The 18,802-nt window shown below is 54.4% G+C and carries 18 protein-coding genes; 7 read left to right on the top strand and 11 right to left on the bottom strand.

Annotated elements, in window-relative coordinates; genetic code table 11:
* The first annotated feature begins 5 nt into the window (after window positions 1-5).
* Window positions 6-1,388, top strand: coding sequence for a complex I subunit 1 family protein (locus VFA09_23490; protein HZU70253.1), 1,383 nt, complete (start codon window positions 6-8; stop codon window positions 1,386-1,388).
* 312 nt (window positions 1,389-1,700) lie between these two features.
* On the top strand, window positions 1,701-2,390 hold the full coding sequence (locus tag VFA09_23495) for a hypothetical protein (GenBank protein HZU70254.1): 690 nt from the start codon (window positions 1,701-1,703) through the stop codon (window positions 2,388-2,390).
* 115 nt (window positions 2,391-2,505) lie between these two features.
* Here VFA09_23495 and VFA09_23500 read toward each other — a convergent pair whose 3' ends face one another.
* From VFA09_23500 to VFA09_23520, 5 genes are all read right to left on the bottom strand, one after another.
* Window positions 2,506-3,171 (bottom strand): phosphatase PAP2 family protein, encoded by a 666-nt coding sequence (locus VFA09_23500; protein ID HZU70255.1) that lies wholly within the window; start codon window positions 3,169-3,171, stop codon window positions 2,506-2,508.
* Window positions 3,168-4,112 carry a glutamate racemase gene (gene murI / locus VFA09_23505; GenBank protein ID HZU70256.1) on the bottom strand — a complete coding sequence of 315 codons (945 nt, stop codon included), beginning with the start codon at window positions 4,110-4,112 and terminating at the stop codon, window positions 3,168-3,170. The genes VFA09_23500 and murI overlap by 4 nt, the downstream gene beginning before the upstream one ends.
* 128 nt (window positions 4,113-4,240) lie before the next feature.
* Window positions 4,241-5,911 (bottom strand): methylmalonyl-CoA mutase family protein, encoded by a 1,671-nt coding sequence (locus VFA09_23510; protein HZU70257.1) that lies wholly within the window; start codon window positions 5,909-5,911, stop codon window positions 4,241-4,243.
* Window positions 5,912-5,995: 84 nt separating this feature from the next.
* Complete coding sequence (locus VFA09_23515) at window positions 5,996-6,235, bottom strand: hypothetical protein (GenBank protein ID HZU70258.1); 240 nt, start codon at window positions 6,233-6,235, stop codon at window positions 5,996-5,998.
* Between the two features lie 16 nt (window positions 6,236-6,251).
* Complete coding sequence (locus VFA09_23520; GenBank protein ID HZU70259.1) at window positions 6,252-7,217, bottom strand: hypothetical protein; 966 nt, start codon at window positions 7,215-7,217, stop codon at window positions 6,252-6,254.
* A 237-nt stretch (window positions 7,218-7,454) separates the two neighbouring features.
* On the opposite strand from VFA09_23520, the gene VFA09_23525 reads away from it, so the two are divergent.
* Together VFA09_23525 and VFA09_23530 are read left to right on the top strand one after the other, a co-directional pair.
* Window positions 7,455-8,822, top strand: coding sequence for a M20/M25/M40 family metallo-hydrolase (locus VFA09_23525; GenBank protein HZU70260.1), 1,368 nt, complete (start codon window positions 7,455-7,457; stop codon window positions 8,820-8,822).
* A 54-nt stretch (window positions 8,823-8,876) separates the two neighbouring features.
* Window positions 8,877-9,182: a hypothetical protein gene (locus VFA09_23530; protein HZU70261.1), complete on the top strand. Its 306-nt coding sequence runs from the start codon at window positions 8,877-8,879 to the stop codon at window positions 9,180-9,182.
* A gap of 10 nt (window positions 9,183-9,192) precedes the next feature.
* Here VFA09_23530 and VFA09_23535 read toward each other — a convergent pair whose 3' ends face one another.
* Window positions 9,193-9,762 (bottom strand): biotin/lipoyl-containing protein, encoded by a 570-nt coding sequence (locus VFA09_23535; protein HZU70262.1) that lies wholly within the window; start codon window positions 9,760-9,762, stop codon window positions 9,193-9,195.
* Between the two features lie 237 nt (window positions 9,763-9,999).
* Here VFA09_23535 and VFA09_23540 point away from each other — a divergent pair, with 237 nt between their 5' ends.
* The 3 genes from VFA09_23540 to groL all read left to right on the top strand — a co-directional run bounded on the left by VFA09_23540 (window position 10,000) and on the right by groL (window position 12,282).
* Window positions 10,000-10,236, top strand: coding sequence for a hypothetical protein (locus tag VFA09_23540; protein HZU70263.1), 237 nt, complete (start codon window positions 10,000-10,002; stop codon window positions 10,234-10,236).
* A 96-nt stretch (window positions 10,237-10,332) separates the two neighbouring features.
* On the top strand, window positions 10,333-10,623 hold the full coding sequence (gene groES, locus VFA09_23545; GenBank protein ID HZU70264.1) for a co-chaperone GroES: 291 nt from the start codon (window positions 10,333-10,335) through the stop codon (window positions 10,621-10,623).
* A gap of 33 nt (window positions 10,624-10,656) precedes the next feature.
* Complete coding sequence (gene groL / locus VFA09_23550; GenBank protein HZU70265.1) at window positions 10,657-12,282, top strand: chaperonin GroEL; 1,626 nt, start codon at window positions 10,657-10,659, stop codon at window positions 12,280-12,282.
* A gap of 287 nt (window positions 12,283-12,569) precedes the next feature.
* Here the strand turns inward: groL and VFA09_23555 are convergent, their stop codons facing one another.
* The 5 genes from VFA09_23555 to VFA09_23575 form a co-directional block, all read right to left on the bottom strand.
* Window positions 12,570-13,493: a hypothetical protein gene (locus VFA09_23555; protein HZU70266.1), complete on the bottom strand. Its 924-nt coding sequence runs from the start codon at window positions 13,491-13,493 to the stop codon at window positions 12,570-12,572.
* Window positions 13,494-13,507: 14 nt separating this feature from the next.
* Complete coding sequence (locus VFA09_23560) at window positions 13,508-13,765, bottom strand: hypothetical protein (protein ID HZU70267.1); 258 nt, start codon at window positions 13,763-13,765, stop codon at window positions 13,508-13,510.
* Window positions 13,766-14,106: 341 nt separating this feature from the next.
* Window positions 14,107-14,751 carry a hypothetical protein gene (locus VFA09_23565; protein ID HZU70268.1) on the bottom strand — a complete coding sequence of 215 codons (645 nt, stop codon included), beginning with the start codon at window positions 14,749-14,751 and terminating at the stop codon, window positions 14,107-14,109.
* 203 nt (window positions 14,752-14,954) lie between these two features.
* A complete protein-coding gene (locus VFA09_23570; GenBank protein ID HZU70269.1) occupies window positions 14,955-18,281 on the bottom strand; it encodes an AAA family ATPase in 3,327 nt (1,108 codons plus the stop codon).
* Between the two features lie 6 nt (window positions 18,282-18,287).
* Entirely contained in the window at window positions 18,288-18,731 is a 444-nt protein-coding gene (locus VFA09_23575) for a hypothetical protein (GenBank protein HZU70270.1), read from the bottom strand.
* Window positions 18,732-18,802: the final 71 nt, after the last annotated feature.

Consider the following 18,802-nt stretch of genomic DNA (forward strand, 5'->3'; position numbering starts at 1 on the left):
GTCTTATGTATGTATTAAGTTCTACAAGCCCTGATCTGGGAACGCAACTGTATAACGGCATTTTATCCTGGCAGTTTCTGCAGTTCGTGGTTGCATTCCTCTCCTTTTTCGGCTTTGTGCTGACAAGCGCGATCATCCTGATCCTGGCCGAGCGCAAGATTATGGGCTGGATGCAGGATCGCGTCGGACCAATCCATACCGGCCCATGGGGACTGTTACAGACCGTGGCTGATGTCGGCAAATTGTTGATGAAAGAGGATATTCATGCCTCTTTGACGGATAAACTGCTATTCCTGCTCGCCCCATCCGTCTTTCTGGCACCCGTCATCGCGGCTTTTGCCGTCATACCTTTTTCGCCATATGTAACCCTGCCCGGAACGGCGCTGGCTACCGGTATTGTCTATTACGTAGCAATGAGCTCTATTGACGTGGTAGGCGTTGTCATGGCCGGTTGGAGTTCCAATAACAAATATGCTTTGATCGGTGGCCTGCGTTCCGCCGCCCAGATGATTTCATACGAGTTACCACTAGTTCTTTCGCTTATCGGTGTCGTGATGCTTACCAGCGTTCTGGCCGGCACACTCGGCTATCCTGGCAGCCAGGGCATCGGCACCATCTCAATCTGGGAGATTATCCATTTTCAGAATGCGGCCGCGTGGCCTGGTAAGGGCATCGGCTTCTTCGATTTTATCTTCGAAGGATTTACACCCTGGGCCTGGTTCTTCCTGGTGCAGCCCTTGATGATCATCATCTACTACACCTGCGGTCTCGCCGAGACGAATCGCTCGCCGTTCGATCTTCCCGAAGCGGAATCGGAACTGGTTGCCGGCTATCTGACCGAGTATAGTGGCATGCGCTGGGCGTTGTTCTACCTGGGCGAATATGGCAATATGACGATTGTTTCGGCAATCGCAACGACGCTGTTCCTTGGCGGCTGGTCCGGCCCGGGCGTTGCCTACCTGACAGGGCTGAATTCTCCTGGCTGGGGACTGCTTGGCAACCTGCTGGGTATTGCTTACTTTATTCTCAAAGTCTACCTGCTCTGCGGCGTCTTCATCTGGGTACGAAGTACGCTGCCGCGCCTGCGTGCCGACCAGTTGATGCAGTTCGCGTGGTTGATCCTCATTCCCACCACACTGGGTAATATCGTGTTGACCGCGGCGATCTTCCTCATTCTCAATGCCCTGGGCGCATCGAATATCATCTTCCTGGTCATCCTGGGCGTGATCAACTGGCTGTTAGTGTTTGGCTTCATTCAGGTGGTCAGGCGCGCAACTGTTGCCACGACACGTAGAGCTCAGGCACCTGCTATTCGCGCGCAGCGGTTGGCCGGTACCCCTGTGCAATTACCTGAGCGCGCTACGGTTTCCAGTGGCCGGGGACAATAGAGAGAATCTCGAACCTACCTATCACCTGCCGGGGAGCAATGCATGATGCATTGCTCCCTCATTTTTCCTTCCCTTGTTCTCCTCAAAAAAGCCCGCTATTTGATGAATGATTAAAATAAATTCACCTGAGCAATTTTCCAGGTGATTTTCTATTTGCAAAAGCAATCAAATAAAGTATAATAATAATCAGTACGAGTAACGGCATTTTTGTCAAACAGGATCAATCATTCTGCGATTGTCGCCGTGTACTCGGAAGATTTTAGTATTGATTCATGCGCAGTTTACTTAACAGCAGTGAAAGGACACACGAGTATGCAGCCCTACCAGCCTTATCCTGAGCCGCCATCGCGTTCATCGCAACCCTATCCAGAGCAACCTCCCCAGTCGCAGCAATTGCAACCACCTGGCGCCATGCCGTACCCACAACAACAACCGTATCCCCAACAGCAGCTCTATTCGCAACCTGGTGCGATGCCGTATCCCCAACAGCAGGGTTATCCTATGCAGTACCCTCAACCGGCGCCGCAAGGGATAGCGGGGCAAGTAAATGTAAATGTGCATAATTACCAGCCGCAGCCGGTGGTGACGGTCAATATTCACCAGTCGAGTCCGAATTTTTTGCTACGCGTCATCTATTATCTCTTCATTGGCTGGTGGGCCGGGTTTTTCTGGTTGAACCTGGGCTTTTTCTTTTGTTTTACGGTAGTACTCTTGCCTGTTGGTCTTGTAATGCTGAATCGACTGCCAACGGTATTGACGTTGCGCCCTGCTGGCCAGCAAACGACGGTATCAGTTTCTGGGAGTAACGTGACAGTGGATATAAGAGGGACGCAGCAGCTCAACTTCTTCGCCCGGGCTCTTTACTTTATCTTAGTTGGCTGGTGGGCCGGTTACATCTGGGCTGTGCTTGGTTATTTCTGCTGTTTGTCGATCTTCCTACTGCCAGTTGGCTTAATCATGCTCAACCGGTTGCCGGCAGTACTGACGCTGCGCAAAAATTAGCGCAACATTATTGAGCGGCAAGCCCCGGCAGGGCCAACAGATGAGCCTGCCCTGCCGGGTTTTTGATCATTTGCAATAGTTGAATTATAGCCGGAGGATCGGTATCGGAGAAGATTTATATTCCCCTTAATTTCAATACCACCAGCGCGAGGAAAATGCTCAGGATCGATCCGGCCACTACCTGCGCTACGGTGTGACGGCGCAGAACGACGCGCGACCAGCTCACCAGCACCAGCAGCAAGAACAAGGGCAGCAGGGCCAGGCCATAGAGAACGGTCAGCATGGTAGCAGCTCCTGCCATGGTTGAGGCATGAATACTGATCTTCCACCAGAGGGTGGTTACCATCAGGATCACAGCGCTGATGGTCGTCAGAATTAAGGCTGTCTGTAAATCCCTTGGCCCATGCAGTAGCGATAGGACGAGTAGCCCAATACTGGTAGAAATGATGCCGAACAGAAATGGCCCGGCGCGCTCTGAGCGGCGACTCATCTCAAAATCCGAAAGCTTGCCGGTACGCACGCCGATTACGACGTAGATCAGAGGACCGACACTGAGAAAGAAGAGCGCAATCAATGCATAGATGAGGGCTGCCAGTTGATCGCGGGCATGATAGAAAGCGACCAGCAAGACAAATGGCAGCGAGACCGAGACGGGAGTCAGGACCGTCGAGACAACGCGGGCAAAACGTACGTGCCGTGATTTTACCACAGGAGTCTGGATAACGATATCTTGATTGTTCTGTTGCAGCGCTGACACCTGTGAGCGTCCCTGGTTCGTCATAGCACTCCTTCTCGTTTGAGATCGACCTGTTGAGCAATGATTCTATGGCCTATGATTTTACTGGCAACATCGCTAAATGCCCCGGCGTCTCCACTACAGAGTACCTCAAGCCTCTCAACGTCTCCAGGGCGTGCATGATTCTGGCTTCTCGCGCGCATCAAGCCCTCCGCATCCAAAACCGCGTGGGTGCGGCGCGCAATGGCCATTCCACTATCGATAATTTGTATGGAATGTCCGACAACACGCTCGATTATGTCCCGTAAAGCAGGGAAATGAGTACAGCCGAGCACAATTACATCAACATCTTGTTTCAGCAATGGCTGCAACGCCTGCTGAACCGTAGCTTCTACAAGAGGGCCATCGAGTTCACCGCGTTCCACCAGCGTTACCAACTCTGGACAGCCAACGGCATAGGCCTGAATGCCCTCCGCGAACTCATCAATCAATTGGCGGAGATACAAAGCTCTAGCCGCCTGGTTGGTGGCAGCAATGCCAATGCGGCCTTTTTTGGTAGCGCGCGCGGCAGGTTTTACCGCCGGCACGACCCCGATAAAAGGGGTTGACGGGAAAGTGGCCCGCAGAGTGCCGATGGCTGCTTGAGTGGCAGTATTGCAGGCAACAATGATCAACTTTACCCCTCGCTCAATGAGAAAACGGCTGATCTGAATAGATAAGTCTGTAATATCTTCATCGCTGCGCATACCGTAGGGGCAATGCGCAGTATCACCAAAGTAGATGTATTGTTCGTCTGGAAGCTCTTGCAAGAGGGCCGCAAGAATGGTCAACCCTCCCGCTCCCGAATCAAAAACCCCTATTGGGGCTGCTGCTTTGCCTGGCAATGTTGACCTTTCATTATCGAGACTGCTTTGACTACGTTCGGCATCACGAGCAGGATGTGTTTCGCGTGTAGATACGGCATCCTGTGTATTCCAATCATCCATATGCACCTGAAGCGGGTTTACAGCTTATTGCATTTACACTTGACATTTTTGGGTTTGGCTACTATACCCTCCCCACGCGGAAGCAGCAGGAACCGGACCTTTTCCCGGCTTCCCGATGGGGATTGAAATTATATTGTCACAGTACGAAACTCGCGCTGTTCGCCAAATACATGGCGCATAGCGTCACTGATCTCTCCCAGTGTGGCATATGCCTCAACAGCAGCGATAATCAAGGGCATCAGATTTTCCGATCCCGCCGCGCCGCGTTCAAGAGCGGCCAGGGCCTGCTGCACGCGTTCGTTGTCGCGTCGCCGGCGCAAAGCCGCCAGACGCGCGGCCTGCTGCCTGCCGATCTCAGGATCGACGCGCAGCAGCGTTGGGCGCTCCTCGTTTTCTATAGTGAAACGATTGACACCAACCACAATGGCTTTTTGCTCTTCCAATGCGCGCTGGTATTCGTAGGCGGCCTGTTCGATCTCGGCCTGCATGAAGCCTTTCTCAATAGCATGCACGCTGCCGCCGAGTGCATCGATCTGCCGGATATACTCCCAGGCCTGCTCCTCGATTTTATCCGTCAGGTACTCGATATAATACGAGCCGGCCAGGGGATCTACCACATCGGCAACACCGCTTTCGTAGGCAAGGATTTGTTGCGTGCGCAGGGCAACCCGCACCGCCTCTTCCGTTGGCAGCGACAGGGCCTCGTCCTTAGAATTCGTATGTAGCGATTGCGTGCCGCCGAGTACCGCGGCGAGGGCCTGGTATGCAGTGCGTACAATGTTGTTATCGGGCTGCTGCGCCGTCAGCGTCGAACCGGCAGTCTGGGTATGGAAACGCAGCATCATCGAGCGCGGGTCCTGCGCATGGAAGCGGTCGTGCATAATATGCGCCCACATGCGTCGCGCCGCGCGAAACTTGGCTACCTCTTCAAGCAAGTTATTATGACTATTGAAGAAAAAAGAGAGCCGGCCCGCGAAAGTATCGACATCGAGACCAGCGTTCAGGGCAGCCTGCACGTAGCTGATGGCATTGGAAAGGGTAAAAGCGACCTCCTGCACTGCGGTCGAGCCTGCCTCACGCACATGGTAGCCGCTGATGCTAATGGGATTCCAGCGCGGCAGATTCTCCGCGCAATAACGGAACATATCGGTGATGATGCGCATTGAATGCTGCGGCGGATAGATGTAGGTGCCGCGGGCGATATACTCTTTCAGGATATCATTTTGCACCGTACCGGAGAGCTTGCGCACATCCGCGCCCTGCTTTTTAGCGACGGCAATGTAGAGCGCAAGCAGGATGCTGGCCGTGGCATTGATGGTCATGGACGTGCTGATGCGCTCTAATGGTAAGCCATTGAGCAGGGTCTCCATATCTTCCAGGCTGGAGATGGACACGCCGACTTTACCAACTTCTCCTTCTGCGAGGGGATGGTCGGCGTCATAGCCCATCTGGGTGGGAAGATCAAAGGCGACGGAAAGGCCAGTTGTACCCTGTGAAAGCAGGAAGTGGTAGCGTTTGTTGGATTCTTCTGCGGTTCCGAAACCGGCATACTGGCGCATCGTCCACAGGCGGGAGCGATACATGCCTGGATGAATGCCGCGGGTAAAGGGAAATTCGCCAGGAAAGCCCAATTTATCGTGGGTGTCGAATTCTTGCAGGTCTTCCCCGGTAGGCAGGTCGGGTATTTCGATGCCTGAACTGGTCACGAAGCTGTCCTGTCGTTCAGCAGTCTTTTCTTTTGCTTTGCGGGCGGTGGTGTCGCGCCACTCCTGGATGTTTTTGCTCTGATGCGGTTCCATGCATAACTCCTCACTATGTCCCACAGAAATTATAGCATATTGAGGGGAAAGCGGAGAACACTATGAGTTTTTTGGCCCTCCATCTCAAAGCAACTGCTCCGGGTCGATACCGCACTCGCGCAATTTCTCGAGAATCAACCTGGTCTTTTCGGCTTCGGCCTGGGCCTGTCTCTCAGCTATTTGCCGGGCCTGAGCTTCGGCCTGAGCACGCTTCTCCGCCTCCTGCCTGGCCTGCAATTCAATCTGGACTCGTTTCTCGGCGAAGAGCCTGGACCTGGCTTCGTCCTCTGCTCGTTTCTCGGCAACCTCCTTACTGCAATACAATACGATGTACTCCAGTTTAGTGGTGGTGATTCTGGTCCAGGCTCAAGAGCACTTGCCTTGCTTCCCCAGTATTCTGAGCGTCCACCAGTTTGAAGAAGAGGAGTTGCAAGGTTTGCGCATCCGTGATCTTCTCAACCTGTTGTTGAGCAAACGACGCAACCTCCGGGAATTTCTTCTGGACGTAGCTCAGAAGCATATCTTGTCTCCCTCGAATGAGGCCTTCCTCACGGCCTTCCTCACGGCCCTCCTCTCGACCCTCCTCAATACCTCGCTCTCGACCCTCCTCAATGCCTTGCTCTCGGCCCTCCTTAAAGTATTCCTGTCCAATTTCTTTATAGACCCAAGACTCGCGTAGAATATCCTGAAACATGTGAAACCTCCTCTTGAACCATTCGCTTTCGTCCGAGCCTTCTTTGAACACCAGCCCACCCAGCAGCCGGGTCAGTGCCAGCAGATCATATTCCTGCGCCTGAGTCAGTTGCTCAATCGCCTGCTCGACTACTGCTGGTTGCCTACCACCTTTGCTCAAAATGGCAAGCGGCAGTAAACCTAACCAGTGATGACGCAAAAAGAATTCGGCCGGTATCTCCCATAATTGTATCACGTCAAAATAAAAACGGTAGCCCTCGCGCCCATCGGGCCGGATGTAGATATAGGGGGATTCGGCAATGGCTCCCGTCTTGCGCAGATACACTACAAAAGGATAGACTGGATAATGGTTATATTCGCGCGAGGCCTCGATGCTGTATTCGGTCACCCGCCGGCCCATCTCGGGGTCGCTATAGGTCTGAAACTCGATCAGCAGCAGTCCCGGCTCTCCATAGGCAACGATTTCGATTAACGCATCCACAAAGAGCTGCCGGCTCTGCAATTCAACATTCAGGGTGCGTACAAACGTAGCATTAGCCACTAACCAGTCAGTAAAGTGCGGCGCGTAGGTTTTGACCATGCGCTTCATGATGTTATCCCATAGTCCTGCCATTTCAAACAAGACCTCCTACTGTTTCTTTCTGCCAGTAGTGTAGCAGGGCGGAAATCGCCTGTCGAGGGTACTAATACTGATGGGCTAAGAAAAATTAGACTATGCTGGACGTTACTCAGCCGGTGGTTCTTTCTTATGCTAAAATAAAGAGGCCTCGATGTGTTGCCAGAACGATATAGTGATAATCTATGAGATTGACCGGCTTGCATCACTAGAAATCAAGGGAGAAATAGCTTCATGAATGCTCAATCCAGACCTGACCTGAGCGATATTTTTGCCTACATCGACGCCCATTCCGAGGCATTTTTGGCGCGATTGATCGATTACTTACGGCGTCCAAGCATTAGCGCGTATGGCGAAGGAATTGCTGAGGTCGCGGAATATATTGCCGGGGTGATGCGGCAGATGGGGCTGGCGGTACGCATTCTGCCAACGAAAGGTTGGCCGATGGTGTTTGGCGAGTATCACCTGCGCCCGGATGCTCCAACAGTGCTGCTTTATGGGCATTATGACGTCCAGCCGCCTGATCCGCTTGAGGAATGGATCTCGCCGCCTTTTGAGCCTGCTATTCGCGATGGTCGTCTCTATGCGCGGGGCGTAGGTGATAACAAGGGACAGCACTTTGCGCAACTCATGGCGCTGGAAAGTATTATGGTCTGCCGTGGCACGCTGCCCTGTAATGTCAAGGTATTGCTCGAGGGTGAGGAAGAGGTAGGCAGTCCGCATATGCCGGATTTTGTGCGCGAGCATCGAGATGAATTAAAGGCCGATTTGATGATTGTCAGCGATGGACCGGTACATGAGAACGGACAATCTACGATCAGCTTTGGCGTGCGCGGGGTGCTGGATATAGAATTGCGCGCTCGTGGCGCCAATCGCGACCTGCATTCCGGCCACTGGGGAGGAATAGTGCCCGATCCGCTCTGGACGCTGGTTCACCTGCTGGCCTCGATGAAAAATGAGCGCGGCGAGATCACCATCGAGGGTTTTTATGATAACGTGCAGCCCTTGACCGATTTGGAACGTGAAGCGCTGGCAAAGCTGCCCGTTGATGTGGATGAAGTCAAGCGATCACTGGGTTTGCAGCGCCTGGATGAGCCACAGGAACGTGGCTATTTTGAACGCCTGGCAGCATGGCCTACACTGACAATCAACGGCATTCATGGCGGTTACGGCGGTCCAGGCTCCAAAACTGTTTTGCCACACGAGGCTGTTGCCAAGTGCGATATCCGCCTGGTAGAGGCGCAGACCGCCGAAGAGATTCTGGCGAAGGTCAAAGCGCACGTGCAGCGTCACGCCCCTGAGGTTAGCGTCACAAGCTATGGTGGAATGGACCCGTCGAAAACGCCACTGGATTCGCCGTTTACCGAGCCACTGCGACAGGCTATCACCGCCGCCCAGGGCGCTGAACCCCTACTCGTACCGGCTAAAGGGGCCAGCCTGCCCAATTATGTCTTTACGAAAACGCTGGGTATTCCGGTCTTTGGCGTTCCCTACGCCAATCCCGACGAGTCCAACCACGCGCCAAATGAGAATATGGAAGTGGCACGATTCTTTATGGGCATCAAGACGGGGGCCGCTATGCTCATGTATCTAGGGCAATAAAAGACCGCACTATTGATAGTAAGTGCGGGGACTGATCGAGAAAGGATGTGAAGAATGCCGCAATGGGAGTATTGTGAAGTTGCCTGGACGCCCAAACAGATCATCATTCATGTGTATAGCAATCGTGAAAATGGAACATATGAAGGTATCCAATCGCCTCAAGAATGGGGAGCTTTACTGACCCAATTGGGCGCCGATGGCTGGGAACTGGTAGGCGTGGTGCCTGCACGACCGGCCAATCACTCCCTCTATTACTTCAAGCGCGCGGTAGATTCTCCGGCGGAAACTGCATGGGAAGAACGTAAGAAGGCAAGGATGCAGGAGGGCAAACTGAAGGAGATCAGGTCGGAGGCCGGCTGACCTCTTCCCGTCACTTATCCTGTTCGCTGCTCACCACGACCAGCACATCTCCCTGATTCACGGTCTGGCCCTTATTCACACGGATTTCTTTGATCTTGCCGGTAATGGGGGAGGACAGGTCGTTCTCCATCTTCATGGCTTCGAGGACCACGACCGTCTGGCCACGTTCTACGCTCTGGCCTACCTCTAGCGTTATGCCGAGCACCAGGCCAGGCATAGGAGCGCGTACCATTGCCTCGCCCGTCTCGTGTGTCTTAATCGAACCGGCCAGGGCCTTCTCGCGTTCGTCCTCGACATGCACCTCGAAACGCTGCCCGGCAACCTGGACTTCATAGGTGATCCCATCTTTCTCGCCGGGCGTTGCAATGCGGCGGGCGAAGACTTCGTATGATTTACCCCCAATGAGCAGGCTATAGCGCCCACCCGTGCCTACCTGCCCTTTTGCATCGGCTGCCAGAGGCGCGATGTGCCGCCAATCGATGCTCAGTCTCGTGCCATCAATGCTAATTTCGCGTTGATCGCTGTTTTCGCCGGTATCAATGGTGTGTGATCGGTCATTGACAGTAGAAATATATGCCATATGCTTTTGCCTCTTGATGTGTGAAGATGGGTTCGATGGCTGTCCACGCCGCCTACAAGCAATATTATATCACCCTCTCGATATGAGAACGTGATTCGGGAGTAATTACAGGCGCCACTATGCCAAAATTCTAATACATCTCTAACATTTCTCCTATGCGGTTCTAACAGATGCTATGCAATACTGTAGGCAGAAGTTGAACGGGCAGCATTCAGAACGACATGCAGGTTTGAGGATATGAACACAGAGAGCAATTCCCTACAACACCATAATGGTAAGAGTATGCGGCATGCACAGCAAACGCCGCATTGCGCGAACTGTGATATCGAAATCCTCTGGCCGCCAACAGTAGCGCAGGGGAAGACCTACTGCTGTACCGGATGTGCAGCGGGCGGTCCCTGCAACTGTGATTATTCGCAGTACCGTTCGGTCAATATCGCGGGTGTCATCCATTACGGCCCGCCCCCAGAATAGAGTAGGGAATGGGCACGGGTGGCCTGTTTCCCGCGTAGAGGCTGAATACTACACATACCCGTTAACCCCAAATTTCTTTGAAAAGGAGTGTTAGTCGTGGCAAAGATTCATCCAATTGGCGACCGCGTGGTCGTAAAGCCCGCCGCTAAAGAAGAAGTGACCAAAAGCGGCATCGTTATTCCTGACACCGCCAAAGAGAAGCCCCAGGAGGGGACTGTCATCGCCGTCGGCAGTGGCCGATTGCTGGACAATGGTGATCGCGCAGCGCTGGATGTGCGCGAAGGTGATCGCGTCCTGTTCGCCAAGTATGGCGGCACCGAGTTCAAACTCGATGGCGAAGAATATCTTGTATTGAAAGAAAATGACATTCTGGCCGTGATCGGCTAAATATGCTTGTTTGTTAGGAGGTAAAGAAGAGCTATGGCAAAACAACTGATGTTCGACGAGGAAGCTCGTCGATCCCTGAAAAAGGGCATCGATATTTTGGCCGGAGCGGTCAAAACAACTCTTGGCCCCAAGGGGCGCAACGTCGCGCTGGATAAAAAGTTCGGCGCCCCCAGCGTCACTCATGATGGTGTGACCGTCGCCAAAGAGATTTCGCTTGAGAATCCTTTTGAGAATATGGGCGCGCAGCTGCTCAAAGAAGCTGCCACCAAGACGAACGATGTAGCCGGTGATGGCACCACCACTGCTACTGTACTGGCCCAGGCCGTTGTCAATGAAGGCTTGAAGAACCTGGCCGCCGGCGCCAACCCCATGCAGCTCAAATATGGTATCGACAAGGGCACCGAGGCGGTCGTCGAATATATCCGCTCCGTGGCAATACCGGTTGAAACCAAGAAAGATATCGCGCAGATTGCTACGAACTCCGCCGCCGATGAGACGATTGGTAACCTGATTGCGGAAGTGATGGACAAGGTCGGTAAAGATGGCGTCATCACCGTTGAGGAATCGCGCGGCACCAACTTCGAGACCGAGTATGTCGAAGGTATGCAGATCGACAAGGGCTACATCTCCGCTTACTTTGTCACCAATACCGAGAAGATGGAAGCCTCGCTTGATAACCCCTATATTCTGATTACCGATAAGAAGATCAGCGCCGTGCAGGACATCCTGCCCATTCTTGAGAAGATGACCCAGCAGGGACGCCGCGATATCGTGATTATCGCCGAGGATGTCGATGGTGAGGCGCTGGCCACACTGGTCGTCAACAAGCTGCGCGGTATTCTGAACGTACTGGCAGTCAAGGCCCCTGGCTTTGGTGATCGGCGCAAAGAGATGCTGCGCGATATCGCCGTACTAACCGGCGGTCAGGTCATCAGCGAAGAAATGGGCCGCCGCCTAGACAACACAACTCTGGCCGATCTCGGTAGCGCCCGTACCGTCGTGTCTACCAAAGATGACACCACGATTGTTGAAGGTCATGGCGATCCGGCCGACATCCAGGCCCGCATCCGCCAGATCAAGGCTCAGATCGATGAGACCACCAGCGATTATGACCGTGAGAAGTTGCAGGAGCGCCTGGCGAAGCTCTCCGGTGGCGTTGCCTTGATCAAGGTTGGGGCAGGCTCCGAGGTCGAGTTGAAGTATCGCAAGACCCGCGTTGAGGACGCGCTCTCCGCTGCCCGCGCTGGCGTAGAAGAGGGCATGGTTCCCGGCGGTGGTGTCGCGCTGTTGAACGCTATCGAGGCCCTGGATAAACTGCATCTTGAGGGCGATGCCGCGACCGGCGTCAACATCCTGCGCCGCGCTCTTGAAGAGCCCCTGCGCCAGCTCGCCATCAACGGCGGTAAAGATGGCTCAGTCATCGTCGAAGGCGTGCGTCGCGGTCAGAAAGAGCATAACAACAAGAACTACGGCTATAACGTCCTCACCGACCAGTACGAGGATATGTTCCAGGCCGGTATCACCGATCCCGCCAAGGTGACTCGTTCCGCGCTGCAGAATGCTACCAGCATCGCGGCCATGATCCTGACCACCGAGGCCCTGATCACTGATCTGCCTGAGAAAGAGAAGCCCGCTGCTCCGGCAATGCCCGAGTACTAGTTCTTCCCACCAGAAAAGGCCGATAAATCGGCAATGGGCGCAATAAATTGGCCCCTACGCGTAGGGGCCAATTTATTGCGCCCATCGAGGTTATGAATTTTTTACCTGCAAAATTGGTAAGTACCCCAGGCCATGTCATTCTTCGCTGCGCTCAGAATCTCAGTGCGGCAGGACACAGATTCTTCGCTGCGCTCAGAATGACATCGCTCTGTGCCGGGGTAGGCCGGGATTCTTCGCTGCGCTCAGAATGACATGACCTTGTGCTATCTTGTTCGATCTACTGTTCCTTATGACAGGAACTTGAACGAATTGAGCATGGGCAGGTAGTATTCCTGGACGGCCTGGTCATAAATTTCTGTGGGCGCAAAAAAGGAAATGTCGTAGTACAGGTGATTGCGCTGCACGGCAATGCTCGTCATATGGAAAGTGACGCCATTTGAATTGTCGAACGTGGCATCTACTTCATCCCATGGAACCCCGCCAACGGTACGCTGTGGCGCTGTCGGCTGGATCACCTGGAAATTTGTTATCCCCTGAGTTCCCTGGATTCCTGCCAGATTACCCGAATTAACGTCGTTCGTTCCTGAAATTTTTGCCGAGCCGGTGGCTGTGAATCGTTCGATAGTAATAAACAGGCCATTGTTTTGCTGCGGCGCGATGGTAAAGTATGAACTATCGCTAGATTTCTGTACTGGCTGCACCGCCCAATCGGATGGATATTTCAAAGAGACGCCCACATCAGAGCTGTTCAGCGTTTTAAATGAGGCTGGCGGAGGTAACTGCGTCCCTGTTGTTGGCGATGGCACAGGCGTGGAATCCGGCGCCGGTAGCACTATATTATTTGAGGTTGGCGCGTTATTATTGGTGGAAAACCGCCCATTGGCATAGAGAATACCGAGGGTTGCACCACCCCCGATAAGGATGCTGAGAAAAAAGAGTCCCAGCATGGCCGGAATGCTGAGCGTTGATTTTTTGGATACGCTCTTACTTCCCGTGGCCGGAATGGCTGGCGAGAGTTGCGCTGGCCTGGCCGCCTGGATGGTTTGTATGCCCGTTCCGGTCGAGTAGGAAACATTCTGCGGCACAGTTGCCGGCCAGGGAGGTGATCCCGCCGGTAAGTATGAGAATGAGACCGGGCGCACCTGGTAGCCGCACCTGGAGCAGGATAGAGACGAGTCAGGCAATTCTGCGCTGCATCGAGGACAGTTCATAGGGATCTCCCATCTTATGCTGTTGTTGGAACCAGACGACAATCGAACCGTACTATTCCACTACGTCGCTCTGTTACAACTTTTATCACTTCAAGCGTAATCTGATCGCCGGTGGCGTAAGGAATATCCACTTCATCTAAGACGCGGCACTCAAAATGCCGTTCCGAATCATTGATATCGGCAATCACACAGCGCACATAATTGTGTTCGCTGCCCTGAAATATGGTTTTTAACCCTGGCTCTTTTTCCAATAAGGTACCGGAACGTGTCATACAGATGTATTCCTTAGTATCAAAGCATATATTTGCATGAAATATAGTGGAGCGAGAAGAAAATGTCAACCTTTGTAAGGACTATTTTTATGCGCGTGAGAAGAGGAAGATCAACCACCCCACCTCTATAGGGCGGGAATGGTTGATCTTCCTCTTCTCGGGACGTGTTAAGAACAGCTGCTTCTGGCCGGAGATTCTTCGCTCCACTCAGAATGACATGCTCCCGGACTGTCCAGACCAGTCCGGGAGCATGTCATTCTGAGTGGAGCGAAGAATCTCTGACAGTCCCTGTTCCTGTGCCTGTCCTCTTTGGGCCGCAGGATAGGCACCAGGCACTGTCCCTACTTGACGTGCGACAGCGGGCCGGCATTATCCGGGAAATTGCTGGTATTAAGCACCTGGATGCCTGCGTTTTGCTCGCCGTTGAAAGGGGTGACGATTGGCTGGGTCTGTCCGGGTTCGCAGCCCAGATTGAACGGCACCTTTGGATCGTTGAACCAGAGGCCCAGGTGATACTGGTGTGTGGCCGGGAAGGTGATGTTATTGTTATCTCCAAGTGAGATCGAGAAGGTCTCAACGTTGAAGATGCCCTGCACGGTCACACTACCCGCCCCATACTGATTGGCTTGTAAATCGGTCTGGTACCAGGCAACGCCGAAAGGTTTGTTAGGAAGTTCGATGACGAAGAGGTCATAGCCGGTGTTAGGAGCCAGGCCTGAGGCTTTGATCGTCATTTTGTCGTTCAAGGAGTTCGGCTTGATGGTAACGGTGGCGCTTGCATGGGGCAGGCATGCCGAAATATTCGGAGAGGGCACCATGCTAAAGGTGAACGAACTTTTGTCGGGTTGGACGTTCGCATGCGCGCTATTGGCGGAGATGGAGGAGGCCGAGGCATGCATGGTGAACGCGCTTAACGAGGCTATCGCTATGATTGCCAATGCTACAAGGCCTGACACTTTGGACCAACGAGTAAACAACTTCTGCATATGCTGCATTCCTTTTCTTTCTTCTCGTACAAGCGAGAACTGCTGCTAGTTTGCTACATACTGCCGAGGACAGGTTGGATACAGGAAATCCTTTATCCGGTGCTGCCATCCAGCACGTATCCTCTGCATGTATCCTGTGTGAAGATTACCTGGAAGGAAAGGATGAGCGTATGCGTAAGATTACCCATTTATGCGTGTGGCGATCAGCCAACCAGTCCCCAGCGAATGGCGTAAGCGACGGCGGCGGCTCTTCCTGGAACGTCGAGCTTGACGAAAATGTTGCTCAGGTGGCGGTTGACGGTGCGCGGGCTGATTACCAGTATTTCCGCCACTTCGCGGTCGGTATGGCCCTGGGCAACGAGTCGCAGCACTTCCAGTTCGCGCCTGGTGAGATGGAGATCAAGCTGATAGCCCGGATGTGAGATATGTTCAGGCGAAATACGCTGTTGGGCCTGTCTATCCTGCTGCTGCTCCAGCTGGCGGACGCCTTCCTGAAGGGTATCGACAAGGCTGGCGGCACGCTGCATGCCGTACTGTAAAAATAGCGTTCGCGCATGCTCGCATAACGCGTGCATACGCTGCGATGAGGAGGAAGCATGGTTTGCCTCTACCCTGCCGCGCATCAAGGCCGTTCGCGCCTGTTCATACAGGATCATCGCCTCTTCAGGCCCATTATTGGCGCGCCGGCAGAGCGTCAGGCCATCTTCAAATGCCTGCTCCGCCGCTTCCCACTCGCCTTTTGAGGCCGCGACCTCTGCCAGGATGCGATCAACCGACGCGCCATAATGCATAAAGCCGCGCAGCGTGCGAATACGTTCGCTATAAAGGACCGCACACGCGCGGTCCTCAAGGTGCAGGTAGCCCTCGGCAAGAAAAGGTATGTAGAAGTGGCCGCTAAAGCCGACGGGTTCTGGAAAATCCGCCGCGCGATCAAGCTGCGCCCTTGCCGCCGCTTTCCCCCTGCGACCCGTAACGGCGAGGAAATGACCATAGAGCGCGAGCGTGCTGGGATACCATTCCGTATTACTGGCCGCCTGGATTGCGGCGGAGAAAAGCCGCTCCGCCTGATCCCAGTTGCCACGACGAAAATGAAGCTGGGCCTGGGACTGTATCACAACCGGCTTGAGGCGCACATTATTCAATTCCTCAGCTTCCTGCATAGCCTGTTGCAGTTGCGATTCGCAGCTCGACCAATCGCCGGCGGTGAGCGCTATTTCCGCTTCGTTCCAGTAGAGCCAGCCCAGGATATAACGCACGCCGTAACGACGCGCCCTGTGAAGAGCACGCTCTGTATAGAGGCGCGCCTGCTCTATCTCGCCCAGCGTCAGGTAAATGATGCCCAATCCCTGCTCGCCAAGCGCCGCGCGATAAGGGTCGCCAACGGCTATGTACAGCTCGCATGCCTGTTTCAGTAAACGAATAGCCTCGAAAATATGCTCGCCCCAACCACGAATCCAACCGATTAGATGCAAAGCAAACGCCTGACTGCTTTGATCACCAATCGCGGTCGCCAGCTGGTGCGATTGCCAGAGCGCCGTTTCAGCTTCCTTGCCGCGGTTCAGGAAGATATCGAGCATGGCGCTTGCCTGTAAGAGCAACAGGCGTTCGGTGGCAGTAACACGCTCAGGACTCAGCACACGCCTGCCACTTGAAAAGCTGCGTCCCTGTAGCCATGGCACGGAAAGCTGAGTATGGGCCTGACTATCGTTTTTGTTATTTTCCGCCGCGATTGCGTCCTGGGCCGCCCGCAAATGAGCGAGTGCAAGGTCGTACCTGCCCTGCATACGGTACACATCGGCCAGTAATCGATTCGCCTTTGCAAGCAAGAAAGGAAACGCATCATGCAGTTGCCGGCCAGATACCCTTTCCTGCTGAAACTCGCTTATCGCCCCCTGGAACGCCTCACGCGCCTGCTCAAGCTCTCCCAGCTTAGACCAGCTCTCCCCTAGAGCCACGCGTGTTTGAATGGCGAGAATCGCCTTCTGTCCCGCGTCAAGCTCCCTCGATACCTCAAGCAATTCCAACACTACTCGCAGGTACGCTATAGCCTCTCGTAGCGCCTGTTGCCGGATGGCATCCTCTCCGGCAAGCAGGCTCCAATGAAGCGCGGCCTCCTTCTCTCCACTCAAGACAAAGTGTCTGGCAAGTTCCGCGGCATGTGCAGCAGCAGCCTCTCCATACGAAGCCTCTAAAGCGCGGCCTATCGCACCATGCAGGAATCGTGTCCGCTCTACCGGAAGCGCGCCCTGCATTACCTCCTGAACGACCCCCTGGCAAAATCTATAGGCATCAAGCGCCTGGTGAGAAGTGGCCCCAGGAATCCTCTTAATCACCTGCGCCCCGCGCGCCTCATCCAGCAAAAATCGGGTCTGTTCCTCGTCTTGCTGCACGACCTGCATCAGGGCCGCCAGGGGAAAGGTAGAGCCGAAGAGGGATGCGACGCATAAAAGCTCCCGGCACCGCGTACTCAATCCTTGCAGACGCTGCTCCACAGCGATTGTAATACTCTCCGGCAACGGTGCGTCAACGCCTCTTGCCTGCCAGGCGCCCTCCTGTAGCGCGAGTCGTTTGTCCTGGGCGAGTACACGTACCAACTCTTCCAGAAAGAAAACGTTTCCCCCGGCGCGAGAGACCAATGATTGTATGAGATCTGCGGCAATCTCGCCAGGGAGTAGGGCGTGCAGGTGTCGTATCATAGCTTCTTCGTTCAATGGGCTAAGTGGTAAAACGCGCAGCAATCCCTGGCGCATCAAATCGCTCAAAGCCCTGGCAGCAGCAGCGGTTGCCGCCACCGACACTCCCATCTCAGGTGTATGCCCTGTGGCATTGAAACGGCCGGGCGGGCGTGTCGCGCCGGCCAATGCGACCTGGCTCCCGCGCAGGCGTATCGTCAGGTACAGCATCAGTTCCAGGCTCGCGCTATCGGCCCATTGCAGGTTATCAATGCTCAACAAAAGGGGCCGGTCAAGGGCCAGGCGTTCCAGCAATGTGGCAATCGTATCGAACAGGCGGAATTTCTCCTGCCCGGCAGAACGTTCCGGGGTCGCGATGGGAACGCTCAGCTTTCCTGGCAGTTCGGGGAAAAGATCGGCCAGCGCCGTCACCATTGCTATGCCAGGAAATGCAATCTCCCCTCTTTCGCCATCAGGCGAGGCATCCTTCTCTACCACGTCTAATCCCAGGTAACGTGAGAGTTGCACGCGCGTAGACGAGCGCAAAACCGGGCGCAGGGCTTCAATAAACGGAAAATAGGGAAACAGGCGGCCAGATTCATACGCGCTGCTCTCCAGCACAGAGAAACCGCGTCCTCTGGCCATCTTATGCATCTCGGCCAGCAGGCGGGTCTTCCCCGCGCCCATCTCGCCACTGATCGTCAAGGCGCGCGCCCCTGCCGGTCTATCCCGCGCCACCGTTTCCAGCAGCAGCGAAATCACCTGCAGTTCGGTCTCGCGTCCTACCAGTGGCAGCGCGTCATGCTCATTGTCCCGCGTCGCCTCTATTGTAAGTGGATCGTGAAAGGGTATCTGCATACGTGTTCAACGCAAGAATGGTTCTCCTGGATACTCCGGAGCGCGCCGCTTGCGAAAGAGCGGCGCGATATCGTGATAAACGAACAGCGCGTAAAAGACGATCAGGAACGGCGCATCGAACAAAAAATAGAGCCAGAAGGACGGCGAGGCATCGAGCCACAGCAGATGGTAGAGCAATGCGCCCGCGACGAGCGTGCCGTACACAGCAGCGACCAGGGCCAGCGGGCGGACACGCGTCCAATCACGTTCTGTAGAGAGCCAGAGAGCGCCGACCGCATTACCCAGGACGATGGCCCCGATAAAACGATCAAGCAGGGGCGGGGTAGGGGTAGGCCAGAGAGGAAGACGCAGCTCCGGCAAAAAGAAAAATCCCAGTCCCACCAGCAGATTAAAAATTCCTGCCAGCAATGCCAGTACACGCTCTAGCGGGCTAAATGTCAGGCGATTCATGACTCCCTCCTTTCCGGCCATACTCGACCGCATTCATTATACAACCACAGGGACGAGAAGAAATCGGTAGA

The sequence above is a fragment of the Ktedonobacteraceae bacterium genome, from assembly GCA_035653615.1.
Lineage (GTDB): Bacteria > Chloroflexota > Ktedonobacteria > Ktedonobacterales > Ktedonobacteraceae > DASRBN01.

Excerpts from the sequence above, each read along its gene's own strand:
- VFA09_23560 (HZU70267.1), bottom strand. The coding sequence starts at position 13,765 with ATGACACGTTCCGGTACCTTATTGGAAAAAGAGCCAGGGTTAAAAACC.
- VFA09_23570 (HZU70269.1), bottom strand. The coding sequence starts at position 18,281 with ATGCAGATACCCTTTCACGATCCACTTACAATAGAGGCGACGCGGGAC.
- VFA09_23575 (HZU70270.1), bottom strand. The coding sequence starts at position 18,731 with ATGAATCGCCTGACATTTAGCCCGCTAGAGCGTGTACTGGCATTGCTG.
- VFA09_23555 (HZU70266.1), bottom strand. The coding sequence starts at position 13,493 with ATGAACTGTCCTCGATGCAGCGCAGAATTGCCTGACTCGTCTCTATCC.
- murI (HZU70256.1), bottom strand. The coding sequence starts at position 4,112 with ATGGATGATTGGAATACACAGGATGCCGTATCTACACGCGAAACACAT.
- VFA09_23490 (HZU70253.1), top strand. The coding sequence starts at position 6 with ATGTATGTATTAAGTTCTACAAGCCCTGATCTGGGAACGCAACTGTAT.
- VFA09_23500 (HZU70255.1), bottom strand. The coding sequence starts at position 3,171 with ATGACGAACCAGGGACGCTCACAGGTGTCAGCGCTGCAACAGAACAAT.
- VFA09_23520 (HZU70259.1), bottom strand. The coding sequence starts at position 7,217 with ATGGCAGGACTATGGGATAACATCATGAAGCGCATGGTCAAAACCTAC.
- VFA09_23510 (HZU70257.1), bottom strand. The coding sequence starts at position 5,911 with ATGGAACCGCATCAGAGCAAAAACATCCAGGAGTGGCGCGACACCACC.
- groL (HZU70265.1), top strand. The coding sequence starts at position 10,657 with ATGGCAAAACAACTGATGTTCGACGAGGAAGCTCGTCGATCCCTGAAA.
- VFA09_23530 (HZU70261.1), top strand. The coding sequence starts at position 8,877 with ATGCCGCAATGGGAGTATTGTGAAGTTGCCTGGACGCCCAAACAGATC.
- VFA09_23565 (HZU70268.1), bottom strand. The coding sequence starts at position 14,751 with ATGCAGAAGTTGTTTACTCGTTGGTCCAAAGTGTCAGGCCTTGTAGCA.
- VFA09_23540 (HZU70263.1), top strand. The coding sequence starts at position 10,000 with ATGAACACAGAGAGCAATTCCCTACAACACCATAATGGTAAGAGTATG.
- VFA09_23525 (HZU70260.1), top strand. The coding sequence starts at position 7,455 with ATGAATGCTCAATCCAGACCTGACCTGAGCGATATTTTTGCCTACATC.
- VFA09_23535 (HZU70262.1), bottom strand. The coding sequence starts at position 9,762 with ATGGCATATATTTCTACTGTCAATGACCGATCACACACCATTGATACC.
- VFA09_23495 (HZU70254.1), top strand. The coding sequence starts at position 1,701 with ATGCAGCCCTACCAGCCTTATCCTGAGCCGCCATCGCGTTCATCGCAA.